The organism is Pseudarthrobacter niigatensis, from assembly GCF_030812615.1.
Taxonomy (GTDB): domain Bacteria; phylum Actinomycetota; class Actinomycetes; order Actinomycetales; family Micrococcaceae; genus Arthrobacter; species Arthrobacter niigatensis.
Map to the genome: position 1 here is coordinate 142,097 of NZ_JAUSTB010000010.1, position 18,833 is coordinate 160,929.

17 protein-coding genes are annotated in these 18,833 nt (G+C 66.3%); 10 read left to right on the forward strand and 7 right to left on the reverse strand.

The genetic code is table 11. The features are described 5' to 3' along the window. Nucleotides 1-5 precede the first annotated feature (5 nt). Nucleotides 6-1,232 carry an MFS transporter gene (locus tag J2T23_RS15015; protein WP_141158953.1) on the forward strand — a complete coding sequence of 409 codons (1,227 nt, stop codon included), beginning with the start codon at nt 6-8 and terminating at the stop codon, nt 1,230-1,232. Nucleotides 1,233-1,343: 111 nt separating this feature from the next. Here J2T23_RS15015 and J2T23_RS15020 read toward each other — a convergent pair whose 3' ends face one another. The 3 genes from J2T23_RS15020 to rraA form a co-directional block, all read right to left on the reverse strand. Then, complete coding sequence (locus J2T23_RS15020) at nt 1,344-2,786, reverse strand: sugar porter family MFS transporter (RefSeq protein ID WP_307361215.1); 1,443 nt, start codon at nt 2,784-2,786, stop codon at nt 1,344-1,346. 224 nt (nt 2,787-3,010) lie between these two features. Next, the gene (locus J2T23_RS15025) at nt 3,011-4,675 is read right to left on the reverse strand and encodes an MDR family MFS transporter (RefSeq protein ID WP_307361217.1); all 1,665 of its coding nucleotides are present in this window, start codon (nt 4,673-4,675) and stop codon (nt 3,011-3,013) included. 120 nt (nt 4,676-4,795) lie between these two features. Further along, nucleotides 4,796-5,293 carry a ribonuclease E activity regulator RraA gene (gene rraA / locus J2T23_RS15030; protein WP_307361220.1) on the reverse strand — a complete coding sequence of 166 codons (498 nt, stop codon included), beginning with the start codon at nt 5,291-5,293 and terminating at the stop codon, nt 4,796-4,798. Nucleotides 5,294-5,412: 119 nt separating this feature from the next. Between rraA and J2T23_RS15035 the strand changes: the two genes are divergently transcribed. The 5 genes from J2T23_RS15035 (at nt 5,413) to J2T23_RS15055 (ending at nt 10,704) form a co-directional block, all read left to right on the forward strand. After that, nucleotides 5,413-6,699 (forward strand): MFS transporter, encoded by a 1,287-nt coding sequence (locus J2T23_RS15035; protein ID WP_307361222.1) that lies wholly within the window; start codon nt 5,413-5,415, stop codon nt 6,697-6,699. Between the two features lie 137 nt (nt 6,700-6,836). Next, a complete protein-coding gene (locus J2T23_RS15040) occupies nt 6,837-7,445 on the forward strand; it encodes a TetR/AcrR family transcriptional regulator (RefSeq protein WP_141158957.1) in 609 nt (202 codons plus the stop codon). Nucleotides 7,446-7,735: 290 nt separating this feature from the next. Further along, nucleotides 7,736-8,935 (forward strand): NAD(P)-dependent malic enzyme, encoded by a 1,200-nt coding sequence (locus J2T23_RS15045; protein ID WP_307361225.1) that lies wholly within the window; start codon nt 7,736-7,738, stop codon nt 8,933-8,935. 93 nt (nt 8,936-9,028) lie between these two features. Further along, nucleotides 9,029-9,532 carry a DUF456 domain-containing protein gene (locus J2T23_RS15050; protein WP_307361228.1) on the forward strand — a complete coding sequence of 168 codons (504 nt, stop codon included), beginning with the start codon at nt 9,029-9,031 and terminating at the stop codon, nt 9,530-9,532. Nucleotides 9,533-9,726: 194 nt separating this feature from the next. Continuing rightward, nucleotides 9,727-10,704: a hypothetical protein gene (locus J2T23_RS15055; RefSeq protein WP_307361231.1), complete on the forward strand. Its 978-nt coding sequence runs from the start codon at nt 9,727-9,729 to the stop codon at nt 10,702-10,704. Between the two features lie 16 nt (nt 10,705-10,720). Here J2T23_RS15055 and J2T23_RS15060 read toward each other — a convergent pair whose 3' ends face one another. Beyond that, nucleotides 10,721-11,362 carry a LysE family translocator gene (locus tag J2T23_RS15060; RefSeq protein WP_307361234.1) on the reverse strand — a complete coding sequence of 214 codons (642 nt, stop codon included), beginning with the start codon at nt 11,360-11,362 and terminating at the stop codon, nt 10,721-10,723. Between the two features lie 106 nt (nt 11,363-11,468). Between J2T23_RS15060 and J2T23_RS15065 the strand changes: the two genes are divergently transcribed. Next, a complete protein-coding gene (locus tag J2T23_RS15065; protein ID WP_141158962.1) occupies nt 11,469-11,924 on the forward strand; it encodes an Lrp/AsnC family transcriptional regulator in 456 nt (151 codons plus the stop codon). Nucleotides 11,925-11,938: 14 nt separating this feature from the next. Here the strand turns inward: J2T23_RS15065 and J2T23_RS15070 are convergent, their stop codons facing one another. Further along, a complete protein-coding gene (locus J2T23_RS15070; protein WP_210411392.1) occupies nt 11,939-12,397 on the reverse strand; it encodes an Lrp/AsnC family transcriptional regulator in 459 nt (152 codons plus the stop codon). 326 nt (nt 12,398-12,723) lie between these two features. Between J2T23_RS15070 and gluQRS the strand changes: the two genes are divergently transcribed. Both gluQRS and J2T23_RS15080 read left to right on the forward strand, forming a co-directional pair. Then, nucleotides 12,724-13,620: a tRNA glutamyl-Q(34) synthetase GluQRS gene (gluQRS, locus tag J2T23_RS15075; protein WP_307361237.1), complete on the forward strand. Its 897-nt coding sequence runs from the start codon at nt 12,724-12,726 to the stop codon at nt 13,618-13,620. 9 nt (nt 13,621-13,629) lie between these two features. Then, a complete protein-coding gene (locus J2T23_RS15080) occupies nt 13,630-14,244 on the forward strand; it encodes an HD domain-containing protein (protein WP_141158965.1) in 615 nt (204 codons plus the stop codon). Here J2T23_RS15080 and J2T23_RS15085 read toward each other — a convergent pair. Together J2T23_RS15085 and J2T23_RS15090 are read right to left on the reverse strand one after the other, a co-directional pair. Further along, on the reverse strand, nt 14,241-15,557 hold the full coding sequence (locus J2T23_RS15085) for an ATP-binding protein (protein WP_307361241.1): 1,317 nt from the start codon (nt 15,555-15,557) through the stop codon (nt 14,241-14,243). The two genes, J2T23_RS15080 and J2T23_RS15085, sit on opposite strands and share 4 nt — an antisense overlap. Nucleotides 15,558-15,677: 120 nt before the next feature. Next, a complete protein-coding gene (locus tag J2T23_RS15090) occupies nt 15,678-16,625 on the reverse strand; it encodes an L-lactate dehydrogenase (RefSeq protein ID WP_141158967.1) in 948 nt (315 codons plus the stop codon). A gap of 90 nt (nt 16,626-16,715) precedes the next feature. On the opposite strand from J2T23_RS15090, the gene ggt reads away from it, so the two are divergent. Then, complete coding sequence (gene ggt, locus J2T23_RS15095) at nt 16,716-18,569, forward strand: gamma-glutamyltransferase (RefSeq protein WP_307361246.1); 1,854 nt, start codon at nt 16,716-16,718, stop codon at nt 18,567-18,569. Nucleotides 18,570-18,833 lie beyond the last annotated feature (264 nt).

Here is an 18,833-nt window from a genome sequence, read left to right on the forward strand (position 1 = left end):
CCTCCATGGACGGCCAGCTCGCAGAAACCCTGCCGGCACCAGAATCCACCCTGCAGGCCGAAAAGGCCTCGTTCCTGAAGCAGCCCAAGGCAGTATGGGCCACCGCCCTCGCCGCAGTGTTCGCTTTCATGGGGATCGGGCTGGTGGACCCCATCCTCCCGGCAATCGCCACCAACCTCAATGCCAGCCCCAGCCAGGTATCGCTGCTCTTCACCAGCTACTTCCTGGTCACCGCACTCGCCATGCTGATCACCGGCTTTGTTTCCTCCAGGATCGGGGGCAAGAAGACCCTGCTGATCGGCCTGGCCGTCATCGTCGTCTTCTCGTCATTGTCCGGCCTGTCCGCGAGCGTCGGTGAATTGGTGGGCTTCCGCGCCGGCTGGGGCCTGGGCAACGCCCTGTTCGTGGCCACCGCCCTCGCTGTAATCGTGGGCGTGGCCAGCGGCGGTGCCGGCACCGCCATCATCCTCTACGAAGCCGCCCTGGGCCTTGGCATCTCCCTGGGCCCGCTCCTGGGAGCCCTTCTGGGCGGCTGGCAGTGGCGCGCACCGTTCTTCGGCACTGCGGTCCTGATGGCGGCCGCCTTCATCGCCCTGATCGCCCTGCTGCCTAAAACGCCGCTGCCCGAACGCAAGGTGCGGCTGCGCGACCCGCTGCTGGCACTGGGCCACAAGGGCCTGCGGACGACGGCGGCAAGCGGCTTGTTCTACAACTACGGCTTCTTCACCATCCTGGCTTTCACCCCCTTCATCCTGGGCATGAACGCCTACGGCATCGGCGGCGTGTTCTTCGGCTGGGGCGTAGCCGTGGCGGTCTTCTCCGTCTTCGTTGCCCCGCCCCTGCAGGCCCGCTTCGGCGCCGTCAAGGTCCTGACCGGCACACTGTTCCTGCTCATGCTGGACCTGGCCGGGCTGGGACTGGCCGCCGGGCACTCGGTTCCTGCCGTCGTCGTCCTGGTGATCGTTGCCGGTGCCCTGCTGGGCGTCAACAACACCATTTACACCGAACTGGCCATGGGCGTCTCCGATTCGCCCCGGCCCGTGGCGTCCTCCGGCTACAACTTCGTCCGCTGGATGGGCGGAGCCCTGGCCCCCTTCCTGGCAGCCCAGCTCGGTGAACACTTCGGTCCGCAGGTTCCGTTCTTCGCCGGTGCCGTGGCCATGGTGATTGCCATCCTGATCGCCTTCGGTGGCCGGGCCTACCTGTCCTCGCACGAACCGCACGTCGTGTAGATATCCGGACAACGAACAAACCCTCCATCACACCAGGTGATGGAGGGTTTGTTGTTTTCCGGCGAAAGCCGATGGGGCGTCCCCGGAAAGGCCGCCGGATGTGATGGGGCGTTACTTGGCTTTCGCTGAACCCTTCGGCACGAACAGCGTCTCAGCCTGCTCCAGGGACATGCCGTTGGTCTCCGGCACCTTGAACATGACGAAGAAGAAGGACGCGGCAGCGAACAGGGCGTACATGGCATACGTCAGCGGCAGGGACGCCGAGGCCATGACCGGGAAGCTGAGGGTGATCGCGAAGTTGGCCACCCACTGCGCCGCCGCTGCCAGGCCCAGCGCGCGGGCGCGGATCCGGGACGGGAAGATCTCGCCCAGGAGCACCCATACCAGCGGACCCCAGGAGGCACCGAAGCTGATGACGAAGATGTTGGCGGCCACGAGGGCAACCGGACCCCATGCGCCGGGGAGGCTGATGTCCTCGCCCGAGCCGGTGGCGGAGGAGAAGGCCAGGGCCATGGCGCCCAGGGACACGGCCATGCCCACGGAGCCGGCCAGCAGGATGGGCCTGCGGCCCACACGGTCCACCAGCGCAATGGCCACCAGGGTGACCAGGATGTTGGTGATGGACGTTGCCACCGAGATGGCCAGGGAGTCCTTCTCCTGGAACCCCACAGCCTTCCACAGGGTGGTGGAGTAGTAGAAGATCACGTTGATCCCCACGAACTGCTGCAGTACGGAGAGGATGATGCCCACCCAGACCACTGCCTGCAGGCCCAGGGTCTTGCCGCGCAGCGATCCCTTCTGGCCGGCCACCTTGTCCTCCTCGATGGCTTCGCGGATATCGCGGATATGGCGCTCCGTGTCCTCCGCGGGTGCGATCGAGTCGAAGATCGTCCGGGCCTCGTCCTCCTTGCCCTGGAAGACCAGGAACCGCGGGGATTCGGGCAGGGTGAAGGCAACCCAGCCGTACACGACGGCCGGCACCGCAGCACCGAGGAACATCCACCGCCACGCCTCAATGCCCAGCCAGAAGGCCTGGTCTGCGCCCCCTGCGCTGGTGGCGAAGAGCGCGTCGGAGAGCAGGGCGGCAAAGATACCCGTGGTGATGGCCAGCTGCTGCAGGGATGCGAGGCGGCCGCGGACCTTTCGCGGCGAAATCTCGGATATGTATGCCGGTGCGATCACGGACGCCAGGCCGATGCCCAGGCCGCCTACCAGGCGCCAGAACACCAGGTCCCACACGCCGAACGCGAACCCCGTACCGATGGCGCTGACCAGGAACAGCAGCGCGCCCAGCTTCATGGCCGGAATGCGGCCGTAGCGGTCAGCCACTTTGCCGGCCAGGAAGGCGCCGGCCGCGCAGCCCAGCAAGGCGATGGCCACGGCAAAACCGGTCACTGCCTCGGACAGGGCAAATTCTTCCTTCATGGCGTCCACGGCCCCGTTGACCACGGACGAGTCGAAGCCGAAGAGGAATCCGCCCACCGCCCCCGCAAGTGCCAGCCAGATCACCCGCCGCGGTATCCCGGTATTGGTCTGCTCCTGTGCAGTGGGCATGGTTCTCCCTGGGTTTGGGGGTTTATGGATGCGGTGCGGACGTCGTCGGCTGCGGTACCGGCCGGAGGGGCCGGCGCACACGCGCTAAACAGTGTGGCACGTCACCGCCGCAGGTTCCACTTGGCAGGGTCTGCCCGGGCCTTAAGGAACGACGACGACGGCGGGCCGTGCCGCCGTCGTCGTCTCATCCCACTGTCCCGCTCACCCCGGCAGGGTGCCCGGCGTCAGTGCGCCGGGATCTGCATGCTGTCGTCGTCCTGCGGGGATGCTTTCTGGTCCGTCAGCTTCTTGCGGGGAAGGGCGAAGCTGATGAGGAATGCCAGGCCCGTCAGGGCCGCGGCCGTCAGCATCACCGTGTCAATGGACGTGGCGAAGCCTTCGGTAATGGGCCTGGTGAGCGTGCTGTTGGCGGTGTGGAGCCAGCTGGTGTCGTTCAGGGAGTCGTTGGACGCGCCGTTCTTGAAGAAGTCGTACAGCTTGGCATTGGCCGGGTCCGACGCGACGGCGGGATCCTTCAGGACGGCCAGGTAGGCGGGGTCCGTGGTGGCGGCCTTCATGCCGTCGGCAATCCGGTTTGCGGCCAGGCTGAAGAGCATGGAGATGAAGACTGCGGTTCCCACGGCGCCGCCCATGGAGCGGAAGAACGCGGCCGAGGAGGTTCCCACGCCCATGTCCCGCGGCGGGACCGAGGTCTGCATGGCCAGGGTGAGCGGCTGCATGCAGAAGCCCAGGCCGACGCCGAAGAAGACCGCGATGACGCCCGGCACCCAGAGCCCGGTGTCAACGCCCAGGGAGAAGCCCATCACCAGGGCGGCCGCGGTCAGGATGCCGGTGCCCATGATGGGGAAGATGCGGAACGTCCCGGAGGCGGAGATGGTGCGGCCGGCGGTGATGGAACCGAACAGGATGCCCACCGTGAAGGTGATCATCATCAGGCCGGCCTCGGTGGGGGTGAGGCCCTTCACGAGCTGGAGGTACATGGGGAGCATCGCGATGGCGCCGAACATCCCGATGCCGATGATGAAGTTCAGCAGGGAAGACAGCCCGAACGTGACGTTGTGGAAGAGCCGGAGCGGGATCAGGGCGTAGTCGCCGGCACGCTTTTCCGCCAGCAGGAACCACGCAATGCCCACCACGCCCAGGCCATAGCAAAGGAAGGAGTTCAGCGACGTCCAGCCCCAGGTGCGGCCCTGTTCGGCCACCAGCAGGAGCGGAACGATGGCGACGGTGATCGCGGCTGCGCCCCAGTAGTCGATCTTCTGCTTCAGGTGCTTGGCGGGCAGGTGCAGGAACAGGAAGACCACCGTGAGCGCGGCGAGGCCAATGGGGATGTTGATGAAGAACACCCAGCGCCAGCCGTCAAAACCGAGGATGTTGGCGGAACCGGCGAACGCGCCGCCCACCACCGGGCCCAGGACGGAGGAGATGCCGAACACCGACATGAAGTAGCCCTGGAACTTGGCGCGGTCCTTGAGCGAGACGATGTCGCCGATGATGGTCAGCGCCAGGGCCAGCAGGCCGCCGGCGCCCAGGCCCTGGATGCCGCGGGCAACTGCGAGTTCGGTCATCGAGTGGACCGAGCCGGCGTACAGCGAGCCCACCAGGAAGATGAGGATCGCCGTCAGGTACAGCGGGCGGCGGCCGAAGATGTCGCTCAACTTGCCGTAGAGCGGCGTGCTGACGGTGGACGTGATGAGGTACGCGGTGGTGGCCCAGGCCTGCAGCGAGAGCCCGTCGAGGTCGTTGGCGATGGTGTAGATGGACGTGGAGACGATGGTCTGGTCAAGCGACGCCAGGAACATGCCCAGCATCAGGCCCACCATTACCGTGACGATCTGTCGTTGCGTCAGTGTTTCTCCGGCACGGGGCGCGGAAGGGGCTTTGGACATGGGTGCTCCAAGGAAAGAAAAGGATATAAGCAGCGATAGTTGCTTTCAGTAACTATCTTACCGGTTCTTTCTATTCCCCGTCCTTCGGATTTTTACCGAAAAAGTTTTGCCCGTCCTTCCTCACGACTCCACGAGGATGCCGTCCGGGTCGCACCAGACAGTGGCTCCGGGGCGGAAGGTCACGCCGTCGATCACTACATCCACGTCAACCTCGCCGGCTCCGGCCTTCTGGCTTTTGCGGGGGTTGCTGCCGAGCGCCTTGACGCCAAGATCCAGTTCCGCGATGGCCAGCCGGTCGCGGATGGCGCCATTAATGACGACGCCGGCCCAGCCGTTGGCCACGGCGCTTTCGGCAATCATGTCCCCCATCAGGGCAGTCCCCAGCGAGCCGCCGCCGTCCACCACCAGGACCGCACCGTTCCCCGGGGAGCCGAGCGTGGACTTCACCAGGGCGTTGTCCTGGTAACAGCGGATGGTCCGGACCGGGCCGCTGAAATGGGAGCGGCCGCCCAGGGACTGGAACTGCAGCGAGACGGACGCCAGCCCGTCGCCGCGCTCATCATAAAGATCGGCGGTGTTCACGGCCGGGGCGGATCCGGTTCCTGCTGGTGTGGTCACGTGGCTCTCCTCGCCTGGTGGTGGATTATGCACATGCGGCGCCTTGGGACGGGCGGCGCGATACCGCCCACGATAGTCTGATCCCACTGCCAAACGGCCGCACCGGGGGGAGCCACGCAATGAGCCTGTCCAACACTCCCGCGCCCTCGGGGCCGCCCGCGGAAGAGGAGAGCACCGGGGCGGCGCTCGCCGAGCCGGTGCGAAAGGTCACCGCCCGCTGGGTGACCGGCCTGGTGCTGGTGAACGTGGGTATCAACGCGGCGTTTTTCGGGCCGATTAACGTTTTCATCGGCCAACAGGCCATCAGCATCGACGCGCCCAGCAAGGAAGCCATCCTCTCGCTGGTCACGGCCTGCGGCGCGGCTGTTTCCCTGGTGGCCAATCCCCTGTCCGGCGCGTTCTCGGACCGGACAACGTCACGCTTCGGCCGCCGGGCTCCGTGGGTGCTGGCCGGGGCAGTGCTTGCTGCTGCGGCGCTTGTGGCTATGTCCTTCTCGGGCGCCGTGGCCCTGATGGCCCTCTTCTGGTGCCTGGTGCAGCTGGGCGCAAATGCCGCCTACGCAGCGATCACCGCTGCGGTCCCCGACCGGGTCCCCGTGGTCCAGCGCGGGGGAGTGGGCGGCCTCGCAGCGATGGGCCAGACCCTCGGCATCCTCACCGGGGCGGTTTTCGGAGCCGTGGTCTCGGGAAACTTCCTGGTGGGCTATTGGCTCTGCGCAGGGGCCCTGCTGCTGTCCGTTCTGCCGTACCTGTTCCACCGCAATGACCCCGCTCTGCCCAAGTCGGAACTGGAGGCTTTCCGCCTCGGGCTTTTTCTCAAGGGTTTCTGGATCAGCCCGTTTATCTACCCGGACTTCGCCTGGGCCTGGCTGACACGCTTCCTGGTGAACGTTGGCAACCAACTGACCATCGTCTACCTGCTCTTCTTCCTGCGGGACGTCATCCACCATGAGGACCCCGCCGCGGGAGTGCTGGTCCTGACGGGCATTTACGCCGTCATGGTGATGATCACCGCCGTGGTCGCTGGGCCCTGGAGCGACCGGGTGGGCCGCCGGAAGCCCTTCGTCATCGCCTCCTCCGCCACCATCGCGATGGCGGGTGCCATCATGGCGTTCTTTCCCGTGTGGCCCGGAGCCCTGGCCGGTGCCGCCGTCCTGGGCATTGGGTTTGGCGCCTACCTTGCCGTTGACTTCGCACTGTTGACCCAGGTCCTGCCCTTCGCGGTCAGCCGCGGCAAGGACATGGGGGTCATCAACGTGGCCAACTCGCTGCCGCAGGTGGTTGCCCCGGGGCTGGCGCTGCTGGCCGTGGCCTACGGGGGTGGCTACCGGACACTGTTCCTCACGGCGGCGGTCATCGGACTGTTGGGCGCCGTCTTCGTGGTGAAGATCAAGGGCGTCGACTGACCTTGCGGCCCTTGATAGTAAGGGTGGCTGACGAATTAGGGCACGGACCTGTGCCGTATAGTTGAACCGGCTGCAGGGCGGTACGGAAGTGGGGGCGCTCCTGGCCGCAGTCGCTAAAACACAACCCCGGAATGCTGATGCCCGAGACTTTTTCAGACCATCCGCCCATGGCCGCCAGGCCTTCCGCTCCGCGCCAGCGGCTCCGCTATGCACGGATCCTCGACACCGCTGCAGGGTTTGCCCGGACCGGGCTTGACGCCGTGGAACTCTCCGAGGTCGCGGAAAAAGCGGACGTTCCGCTCGGCACGCTCTACCGGTACTTTCCCTCCCCAACGCACCTGATGCTCGCCTTGTACCGCCAGCAGCTTGATGAGCTGCAGGCAGGGTCCCGCGGCTCGTCCCCGCGCTTCCGCGGCCGGGCGCTTTCCGGCCTGCTGATGGAGATCTTCCACATGCGCGTCATGCAGCCCGCGGTGGAGCAGTGCCTCAGCCGGGGCGTCTACCTCCCCGAGAAGGACACCACGGATCTGCTGCGCGAGATCGACGCGCTCAGTGAGAAGCTTGTGGCCGGAGCCTGCGGTGATGCCGTTGGCGCCCGAGTCCTGCTCCTGACCGTCACTGGTCTGGTCCAGTCAGTGCGCAACCGCCGCCTCTCGCTCTTCGAAGCCGAGGAGGACCTCAAAAAGGCCTGCGGACGGCTGTCCCCCGGTGCTGAATCAGGGTTCACAGTGGGCAAAACCGCGTAACTGGTCTAGACCAAAACGGCATTAAATCCGCCATAATCACGTGATGCGGACCACAAAATGTCCTGCGTAAGCGTTTTAGCAGGGTTGCTTCGTGTCAAGGGTGGCCTGACCGCACCCTTGGGGCTGCCTACCATGGAGGCACAGGAGCGGTCAGGGCGGAAACATCCCCGGCGTTCCCCACGGACCCGCCACCCCTGGGTTTCCTGTCGCACTACTTTCCATGCTGGGCCCGCTGCCGGGCACCAGCCCCATGTGCCGTGCGCCCACGGCAAGCACCAGGAGACAACGACGTGTCCATTGACGCAATCACCGCCACCGACAACTCAGCAGCCACTGCCCTGACCGAAGAAGAGATCTTCGGCGCCCACCAGGGCGGCAAGCTGTCCGTCACCAGTACTGTTCCGCTGTCCAACAAGCGGGACCTGTCCATCGCCTACACGCCGGGTGTCGCCGAGGTCAGCCGTGCCATCCATGCCAAGCCCGAACTCGCCCGCACACTGACCTGGGCGGAACGCCTGGTGGTCGTGGTCAGCGATGGCACCGCCGTCCTGGGCCTGGGCAACATTGGCGCCAGCGCCTCGCTTCCGGTGATGGAAGGCAAGTCCGCCCTCTTCAAGACCTTTGGCGACCTTGACTCCATCCCGCTGGTACTCAACACCACCGATGTGGACGAGATCGTGGAGACCCTGGTCCGCCTCCGCCCCAGCTTCGGCGCCGTGAACCTCGAAGACATCTCGGCACCGCGCTGCTTCGAGCTTGAGGAAAAGCTCATCGAAGCCCTGGACTGCCCGGTCATGCACGACGACCAGCACGGCACCGCCGTGGTGGCCCTTGCTGCGCTCACCAACGCCGCGAAGGTAACCGGCCGCGGCCTCGAAGGGCTCAAGGTCGTGGTGTCTGGTGCAGGCGCGGCCGGAATCGCCGTTGCCGAAATCCTGCTGGCAGCGGGCATCACCGACGTGGTGCTGCTCGATTCCCGGGGTGTCATCAACAGCAACCGAGCCGACCTCGCCGCAAGCCCCGCGGGCAAGAAAGCGGACATCGCCGGCCGCAGCAACCCCCGCAGCATTTCGGGCGGACCCGCCGAGGCGCTGGCCGGTGCCGACGTCTTCATCGGCGTCTCCTCCTCCAAGCTGGACGAGGCGCACCTTGCCACCATGAACAAGGACGCCATCGTGTTCGCGCTGTCCAACCCGGACCCCGAAGTCCTGCCTGAGGTTGCCGTGAAGTACGCCGCCGTTGTGGCCACGGGCCGCAGTGATTTCCCGAACCAGATCAACAACGTCCTGGCGTTCCCCGGCATTTTCCGCGGTGCCCTCGACGCCGGCGCCCGCCGCATCACCCCTGCCATGAAGCTTGCGGCGGCACGCGCCATCGCCGAGCTCGCCGAAGAGGAACTGTCGGCCGACTACATCGTGCCCAGCCCCCTGGACCCCCGCGTGGCCCCGGCAGTCACCGCCGCGGTCGCCGCAGCGGTCGAAGCAGGGTAGGGCTTCCTTCCCCGGAAACCACGACGGCGGTGCCTCCTTTCCTGAAGGAGGTACCGCCGTCGGGCATTAAGGCAGCACCCTAGACTGGGCACCATGAGCTCCGAAACCGTGGTGACCATCCTGTGCGGCCTGGCGATCCTGGTGGGGGTGGCCGGCACCATCATTCCTGTCCTGCCCGGGAGCGTCCTGATCGGCGTGAGCCTGCTGGCGTGGGCCATCTGGGGCGGTGCCGGAACGGCGGGATGGGTGGTATTCGCAGTGGCCATGATTTTTGTGGCCGCAGGAATGACAGCTGGCGCCGTCCTCACCGGCCGGAAACTGAAGCAGCACGCCATTCCAAGCCGCAGCGTCGTGGTGGCTTTGGTGGCGGGTGTGGCGGGAATGTTCATCATCCCGGTAGTGGGACTCTTCGTTGGCTTCGCCGCCGGGCTGCTGGCCAGCGAGTTCCTCCGCACCCGGAACATGTCGACGGCGGCGCGATCCAGCTGGGCGGCACTGAAGGCCACGGGTCTGGGAATGCTCGCCGAATTCGGGCTCGCCTGCCTGGCTGCCAGTACCTGGGTGATCGGGGTGTGGATAGCCGCGGCCGGCGCTTAGAGTCCCAGGCCGCCCGGAAGTTTGTCACCGAGGCCACCGGGAAGCTTCTGCAGCAGGTCGGCAGGATTGATGCCAAGCCTGGACAAAGGTGCTTCCCACCCTCCCTGAATATGGAGCCGGGACAAGGCCCCCAGTCCGGCGCCGCCTTCCGGGATGGGCGTCCGCCTCCGGCCGGCCGCGGTTAGCATGGAAGGATGGGCTCCGGGGAAACTGCACCGATCTACTGGGACAGCCGCGACCTCACTCCCTTCGGCCAGCCATACCTTCGCACTCCGGTCCACGACCTTGCCGGAGGTGTGGGCGGCCTGCTGACCGGCGTCCTGGGCGGGCGCAATCCCGCCCTGCTGTCCGTCGACGGCGAGGTGCCCCGGCTCAAGCGGCTGATGCCCAAGCCGGCCAAGGCGGTCCACGAGGCTGTCTTCACGAGCCGCGAACCGGAACGCCTGATCACCCTGGCGCGCGCCTACCCCGGCTGGGCCGGTCTCTGCTACCTGATGGCCGGACTGCTGATATACAAGCATGGCGGCTACCTGCGGGCTTCCGAGCTCCTCCAGCGCGGCCTCACCACCAGGAACGACGACGAGGCGAACCGCTACTCCTCCACCTACCTCACCCGGATCGTCACCAGGATAGAACTGGCCGAGCGGGTAGAGATCCCCGTCCTGTTCAGTGAGGAATCGGTGTTCCTGGCCCTCGCCCACTCGCTCCGCGAGACGGGCCGCACGGAAGCTGCTCTCGATGCGCTCACCGGGCTGCCGCCGTCGCTGCCCATGGCCCTGGCGCGCTGCTCTCTGGCCCTTGGGCTGGGTCGAACCCGGACCGTCATCGACTGGACCGACGGACTGCTGAACGCGGACGATCTTTCCGCCGCCCTGCTGCTGGTCCGCGCCCGTGCCTTGCGCAGGGAGGGCCGGCTGGACGCCGCACACCAAGCCATCGCTGAGGTACTCCGCCGTCGCAAGACCCACCTGACGCTCCGCAATGATGCGTTGACTGACCGGGCGCTGCTGGTGCTGGAATCAAGCCGCCGGACGCTGAACCCGCGTGACTGGGGGCGCCGGCGCCCGGACCCGGAACCGCAGCGTGAGCTTGGGGCACCGGTACCCATCCGCAAGGACGAGGAGATGCGGCGGATCTGGGAGCAGGACTGGAAGGAACTCAACGGGGACTAGAAGCCCCGGGCCGGTGCTACGCCCGGCCGGCCAGGAGCGGCACCAGCTGCTCCCCGAGCAGCACGGCCCCCAGCGCCACCATGATGATGCCGCTGGCGAGGGTGACTGCCCGGGCGGCGCCGGGCCGGCTTTGCAGAAGGGTTCGTGAGAGCAGGGCCACCAACGTGTAAACCACACCCACCAGGACAACGAACGTCATGCCGAGCAGTCCGGACTGCACGGGCACGGGCAGGGAAGCATCGGCGCTGATGAACTGTGGGATGAGCGCCACGTAGAAGAGCAGGCCCTTGGGGTTGATCCCGCTGGTGCCCATGCCCTGCAGGAAGGTGCGCAGCTGGGTGCCGGAGCCGCCGTCGGCATGGGCGCTGAAGGTGGCCCCACGCCAGGACCGGAGGGTTCCCACACCGAGCCACAGCAGGTAGCCGGCACCTGCCAGGGTGATCCAGCCCAGGACGCCGGGCAACCCGGCCAGCACCGCGGCCAGTCCTGCCACCAGCAGGACCGTGTGCAGGACATATCCGCCGCATAGTCCTGCCACCGCCGGAACGAAGCTGCGCTGCCTCAGTCCCGCTGCGATGGTGTAGGCCCAGTCCACTCCCGGCGTGCACGCCAGGGCGGCGGCCACCACCAAAAATGCCAGGAACAGCTGCGGATTCATGGTTTTCTCCTGTCGGAATACTCTCAGGAGCAACCATAGGGAGAATTCAGCCAAAAGTGCTGTCCGGTTTTCGCCCGACCCACCGCCGAACCGATATGTTTATTGCGTGATCGACAGTATCGACAGGAATATTTTGCGCCACCTCCAGGAGGATGGCAGGATGACGGCCACGGCGCTTGCTGCCAAGGTGGGGCTGACGGTGGCACCATGCCACCGGAGACTGAGGGAACTGGAACAGTCCGGAGTCATCCGCGGCTACAAGGCGGACGTCGACCCGGCTGCGGTGGGCCTGGGGTTCGAGGCGATCGTGTTCGTCACGCTCCGCCAGGTGGACAGGTCCACGATGGAGATTTTTGAGAACCGGGTGGCAGGGAACCCGAACATCATCGAGGCCCAGCGGCTGTTCGGCTCGCCTGACTACCTGCTGAAGATCATCGCCGAAGACCTGCCGGCCTACCAGCGTTTCTACGACACCGAGCTCACGTCCCTGCCCGGGGTGGAGCGGCTGACGTCAACGCTGGTCATGAAGAACCTGAAATCCAACGCCGGCCCGCCGGTGTAGCAGCTGGGCAACGGCTACCCTTCGAGCAATCCGGTGGTGCGGTACGGGATGACCTCGCGCAAGAACATGCTCGTGGACGTCCTGACGATGCCGGGACAAAGGCGGATTTCTTCGGAGACGCGGTAGAGGTCGTCAGGGCTTTTGGCCACCACGCGGATGAGGAGGTCGGTGTCCCCGGCCGGCGCGTGGCACTCCAGGACTTCGGGGATCCGCCGCAGTGCATCGATGGCCTCATTCAAGTGGCTTTGGTCAAGTTCTGCGCTCACGGCCGCCGCGACGCCGCGCCCCAGGGCCGATGGCAGGACGCGGCTGCTGTTGGGCCGGAGGGCGCCCGACGCCGCCATCCGCTCCATCCGTGACTGCACGGTTCCGCGTGCCAGGCCCAGCTTTTGGGCGAGCACCATGACCGGGATCCGCGGGTCCTGATCCAGTGCATTCAGGATCCGCTTGTCTGTTGCGTCCAGTTCCTGCAATCTGATCACTTCCTGCCTGCTCCCGCGTAAGGAATTGATCAGTATGACTAACCAAAGTCCTGCTTGTTGTACCAACTGTAGGTCGTCTGCTGGAATGGTGGCAACAAGGGCAAAAGCTACCGCTCGAACCCGCAGGCTTACAGGTTTCCCGGCACACCACCCGCACCCTGGACACCGCTTCCCGCAAGGAGGCCGCCGCTGAATGAGGCTTGTTCACACCATGCTCACTCTGCAAACACGGCAAGAGCCCCTGGGTTACCGACGTCGGAATTCCGCTGTCATCGGTAGCTGAGGGGCTCTTGTGTCGTTCGGTCTAGGGTTGGTTCATGACCTCCGCCGGCCGCTTCGCCCCCAGCCCCTCCGGCGAACTACATATCGGGAACCTCCGCACCGCCATGCTCGCCTGGCTCTTCGCCCGCTCCACCGGCCGGGCCTTCCTGTTGCGGGTGGAGGACCTCGACCGTGCCCGCGCCGGGGCGGAGGCGGAGCAGTTGCGGGACTTGGCCGCCATCGGCGTCACCTGGGACGGCGACGTGGTGAGGCAGACGGCCCGGGGGCCCCTCTATGCCGAGGCAATCACCCGGCTCACGCGGGCGGGCCTCACGTACGAGTGTTTCTGCACCCGCCGGGAGATCCAGGAGGCGGCGTCCGCGCCGCATGCCCCGCAGGGCGCCTACCCGGGAACCTGCCGAAACCTGGACCGCGCGGAACTGGAGTTCAAGCGTTCCATCCGGCCCGCCGCCCTCCGCCTGCGGGCCGGCGTCGCGGAGTTCACCGTGACGGATGTCCTCCACGGCCAGTTCACGGGGGTGGTGGACGACTTTGTGCTGCGGCGCAACGACGGCGTCACGGCCTATAACCTTGCCGTGGTGGTGGACGATGCCGAACAGGGCATAGACCAGGTGGTCCGCGGTGATGACTTGCTCCCGTCCACGCCCCGCCAGGCGTATCTCGCAAGCCTCTTGAATATTCCAATACCGGAATATGCGCATGTTCCCCTTGTGGTGAACCACGACGGCGTGCGGCTGGCCAAGCGTGACGGTGCGGTCACGCTCGCTGACCTGGCGAAGACCGGGGTGGCGGCAGGGGAGGTCCGGGACAGGCTGCTGGCGTCCGTCGGACTGCCGGGCGGGACGCTGGGGCAGGCGTTGCCGGCCTTCCGCCCCGGAGCCCTGCCCCGGGAACCTTGGGTGTGGACACCCAAGGCGGCAACCACGCCCTAGGCTTAGTGCATGTCACGCGAGCACTTTCCGGAGCAGAACCCCGCACCCAGGTTTACGGTGGAAACAGCCAAGGTCCTGGCCGAAGTGGCCCACAACAGGCAAAAGGACAAGCTGAAGCGCCCGTACCGGGAGCACGTCCTTGCCGTGGGCGATGCCCTGGCGGACTTCGACGACGAGATCCGGATCGCCGGGTATCTCCACGACATCGCCGAGGACACACCTATCACCCGCCAGGCACTGCTGGACATGGGGGTCCCGGAGCGTTCGGTGGACATCATCGAGCGCGTCACTAACCGACTGCACAGCAACCCGGATGATTACCAGGCCGGCATGCTCGAGATCGCCCAGGACCATGACGCCGCCCTGGTCAAGATCGCCGACAATGCCCACAATTCGCTGCCGGAACGTGTCCAGGCGCTCGCGGCGAAGTGGCCGGACAAGCCTCCGGTCACCAAGTACCGTGATGCCAGGCCCGTGCTGTATGCCGCCGTAGAGGTGGAAGAAGTCCGGAAGATCCTGGCCCGGGCCAACCCATGGTTGCTTGAGGAATTCGACGCCCAGCTGGACGAGGCCGACGACACGGACTACGAAAACCTCCGGTACGACTCCGGTTCCGGGAGCTAGACCCGCCCCAGCGCCTCGATGTCCTCAAGGAAATCCGCCTGCACTTCAGCGCTCACGGTGGTCCGGGTGTCACCGATGGCATCCAGGTAGTCCTGGGTGGAAGGGCCCTTCCGCACCGCCTCCCGGACGGACACATCGCCCCCCGAGGCCAGCCCGCCGTCGTCGTACACTGCCTTTTCCAGGGCCCGCTGTGACGCGCTCCGGGCGGCATACTCGATATCCGCCGGGGAGAAACCATCGGTGCGCTCCACCAGGAGTTCCACGTCCACGCCGTCCACCACGGTGGCGGGGATGAAGCGCTGCCACATGGCTTCGCGTGCCTGCCGGTCCGGCAACCCGATGGGGATGACGTAGTCGAACCGACCGTGGCGCAGGAATGCAGAGTCCAGGGCGCGGATGAAGTTGGTGGCGCAGACCAGGAGCCTGCCGGGCTGTTCGCGGAACGCCGGGATGATCTTGAGCAGCTCGTTGGTCACGCCCTGCAGCGGCGACGGCGGGTCCCCGGCCCGTTGCGAGGCGATTTCCTCCACCTCGTCGATGAACACCACCGCGTGCTCCAACTCGGCGATTTCCAGGAAGGTTTCGCGCAGTGCGCCGGCCAGGCCCTGGGGATCACCGGCCAGCCGCGAGGGGAACACTTCCACGAACGGCCATTCGAGCCGGGACGCGATGGCCTTGGCGAAGGTGGTCTTGCCGGTGCCTGGGGGGCCGAACAGGACGACGGCGCGCGGCGGCACCACGCCGAATTCATCGGCCAGGTCCGCCTCGGCGAGTGGAAGCACCAGGCGGCGTTCGAGCAGTTCCTTTTCCTTGCGCATCCCCGCCACGTTTTCCCACAGGTCGCGTGCCAGGACCCGGCCGCCGAGCTGGCCGAGGGCACCGAGCTCCTGCCGCTGGACCGGGATGGTGCGTTCGAAGTAGCGGAGGTTCTTCTTGAGCGCGAAGCCGCGGCCCAGGAACGCCTCCACCCGGGTTTCGGATTCCGGCATCAGCGCCGAAAGCTTGTTCAGGCCATGCGGGGCCATCCGGCTTTCGACGGCGGCCAGCAGCGAGGTGCCGATGCCGCGGCCCCGGTATTCGGGCAGGGTGGCGAGGAAGACAATCCAGCCCTGGTCGTGGGCGGCCCGCCCGACGGCGGCGCCCACCACCTGCTCACCCAGCACCGCCACCACTGCATGGTCTTTTTCGCAGGAGGCGAGGACCTCGGACAGGGCATAGACGGGCTCCACGTTGTTGGCCTTAAGCGTCTCCCACAGGTGCAGGATCCCGTCCAGGTCCGCCGAATGGAAATCCCTGATCCGCCAGTTGGTCATGCGTTACTCCTGTTGGTTCGTCGTCGAGCCAGTCCCGGTGGGCCAGCGTTTGGCACCTGGAAGTGAGCTTATGCGACGCCGCCGCCCGGGAGGGTTGCGGCGGCGTTGCATGACGTCCACTCAGAGGCCCAGCGCGTCCATGGAGTGCCGCAGGGTGTCCGCAGAGTGACGCAGTGCTGCCAGCTCGTCGTCGTCCATGGGTGTCTCAAGAACCCGGTGCACGCCGCCGCGGCCCACCACGCTGGGCAGGGAAAGCGCCACCCCGGAGATCCCGTAGAGCCCCGACAGGACCGTGGATACGGGCAGGACGGCGTTGTCGTCGCGGAGCAGCGCTTCCACGATGCGGGCGCCGGAGAGGCCGATGGCGTAGTTCGTGGCCCCTTTGCCCGCGATGACCTTGTAAGCGGCCTGCACCACTTCCTTGGCGGCGCCCGTGAGGGATTCGGGCGTGAAGATCCGTTCCCCGCCAACCGTCCAGTCGCGGATCGGGACCGGGCCGATGGTGGCGCCGGACCACAGCGGGAATTCGGTGTCGCCGTGCTCGCCCACCATGCTGGCGTGGACGCTGGTGACGGAGACCCCTGCCCGGCGGGCCAACAGCCAGCGCAGCCGGGACGTGTCCAGTACCGTTCCGGAGGAGAAGATCCGCTCCGGGGGCAGTCCGGAAATCCGCTGCGCGGCCACCGTCAGGACATCGCACGGGTTGGTCACCAGGACATAGACAGCATCCGGTGCCTGCTCCAGCAGCGGCGGCATCAACTGCTCCAGGATCCGCACATTGGTGCCGGCCAGGTCCAGCCGGCTCTGGCCGGGGTTCTGCTTGGCGCCGGCCGTGATGACCACGACGTCGGCGCCTTCCGTAACGGCGATGTCCCCGCCGCCTGTTACGGTGGCCGACGCCGCGGCGAACTGGCTGCCATGGGCAAGGTCCAGGGCTTCAGCCTCCGCCTTGGGCGCGTTGACATCGAACAGTGCGATGTTGCTGGCAGAGCCGCGGATCAATGCTGCGTACGCCAGCGAGGTTCCGACGCTTCCCGCGCCTACCACCGCGAGCTTGGATCCTGCCATGGTGCACCCTTCCTTTCCGGAGCCGTTGAGTGTGTCCTACCCGAAGAGTAGCGTGGCCCACATCACTCAAACCCCCATTTAGGAGCCACCATGCCACATTTCGGACGCCGGCTCGCAGCTGTTACTGCCGCGCTGGCCATAAGCGTCACCACGGGGGCCGTCAGCCCCGCAGTCGCGACAAACCCGCATGAAGGCGACGGGCGCCACACCGACAAGAACCCCACGGCCACCGGTTACGGCGGCGCGGTGAGTACTGTGGACCCGGAAGCGTCAGCGGCGGCCATCGATGTCCTCAGCCATGGCGGAAATGCCGTTGATGCCGCCGTCGCCGCGGCAGCCACCTTGGGGGTCACCGAACCGTACAGCGCCGGAATTGGCGGTGGCGGCTACTTCGTCTACTACGACGCGAAGTCCCGGAAAGTCAGCACCATCGATGGGCGGGAAACGGCGCCGGCGGGTATCACCCATGATGCCTTTATCGATCCGAAGACCGGCAAATCTTACAACTTCACGCCAGAACTCGTCACCAGCGGCGTCTCGGTGGGCGTCCCGGGAACGCCCGCCACGTGGGAACGCGCGCTGGAGCGTTGGGGGAAGTTCAGCCTGAAGAAGGCGCTGGAACCTGCCATTGAGGTCGCTGACCGCGGATTCGTGGTGGACAAGACGTTCAATCTTCAGACCACAGAGAACAAGGTCCGCTTCTCCGCTTTCCCCGCCACCAGCGAGATCTACCTTCCGGGCGGCGAGGCGCCCGCCGTAGGATCAGTCCTGAAGAACCCCGACCTCGCAGACACCTACCGGCTATTGGCAGCCAAGGGAATGGACGCGTTCTACAACGGACCGCTGGCCAAGGAGATCGCCAACACCGTGCAGAACCCGCCCAAGTCCAAGGACACCACCCTCCCAGTCCCCAAAGGCTCGATGACCGAGGAGGACCTGGAGCACTACAAAGCCCTGGACCAGGACCCAACGCATGTGAACTACCGGGGCTACGACGTCTACGGCATGGCGCCTTCCAGCAGCGGCGGCACCACGGTGGGCGAATCGCTGAACATCCTGGACGTGTTCGACCTGCCGGGACTGAAAAAGGACCAGCCTGCAGTGCTGCACCACTACCTTGAGGCCAGCGCGCTGGCTTTTGCGGACCGTGCCAAGTACGTGGGGGACCCGGCGTTTGTGAAGGTGCCCACCAAGGCCCTGACGGACCCCATCTTCGGCAAGGAACGCGCTTGCGAGCTTGATCCCACCCATGCGGCAACCAAGCCGGTGCTGCCAGGTGACGTCACCTCCTACGACGGCGCCTGCCCGGTGAAACCTGCCGCTGCCGCGGACGAGAAGGACACGGAAAACATCAACACCACCAACATGACCGTGTCGGACAAGTGGGGCAACGTGGTGGAGTACACGCTGACCATTGAACAGACCGGCGGCTCCGGCATGGTGGTTCCCGGACGCGGGTTCATCCTGAACAACGAGCTCACGGACTTCTCAGCCGTGTACGACAAGGCCGATCCCAACCGGATCGAGCCGGGCAAGCGGCCGCGTTCGTCCATGTCCCCCACCATCCTGCTGGAGGACGGCAAGCCGTTCCTGGCACTGGGCTCACCGGGCGGTTCCACCATCATCACCACCGTCCTGCAGACCATCGTCAACCGCATTGACCTGGGCATGAGCACCCCGGACGCCATCGCGGCCCCCCGTGCGTCCCAGCGGAATACCGCCAATGTGACAGCGGAACAGGCCTTCATTGACTCCCCGTCAGGCAAGGTCCTGGCTGCCCGCTATGGCCACACGTTTATGGCGGCCGGTGCCCCGGGAACCTCCGCCTCGGAGATCGGGGCGGCCACCGCCATCGAATTCCTCGATGACGGGCGCACCCTGGCCGCAGCCGAGCCGGTAAGGCGCGGCGGAGGGTCAGCGTTGGTGGTCAAGCCGTCCAAGTGACGGCCGGAAACTGCCCTTAAACCCCGACGGCGGCACCCGGGTTCTGCGACTTCCAGAACCCAGGTGCCGCCGTCGGACGTCTTGCGGCAGCTACTTCTTGAAGGTGTCAGCCGGCGCGTTGGCGACTACCGGGGACGTGCCGGTGTAGCCGTCGCGGGTTTCGGCGATTTGGCGGATGCGGTGGCGGCAGGCGTACCAGCCGGCGACCATGAGGATGGAGGCGATGGCGGTGACGAGCATGGTCAGGGGTGAGTCGATGAAGAC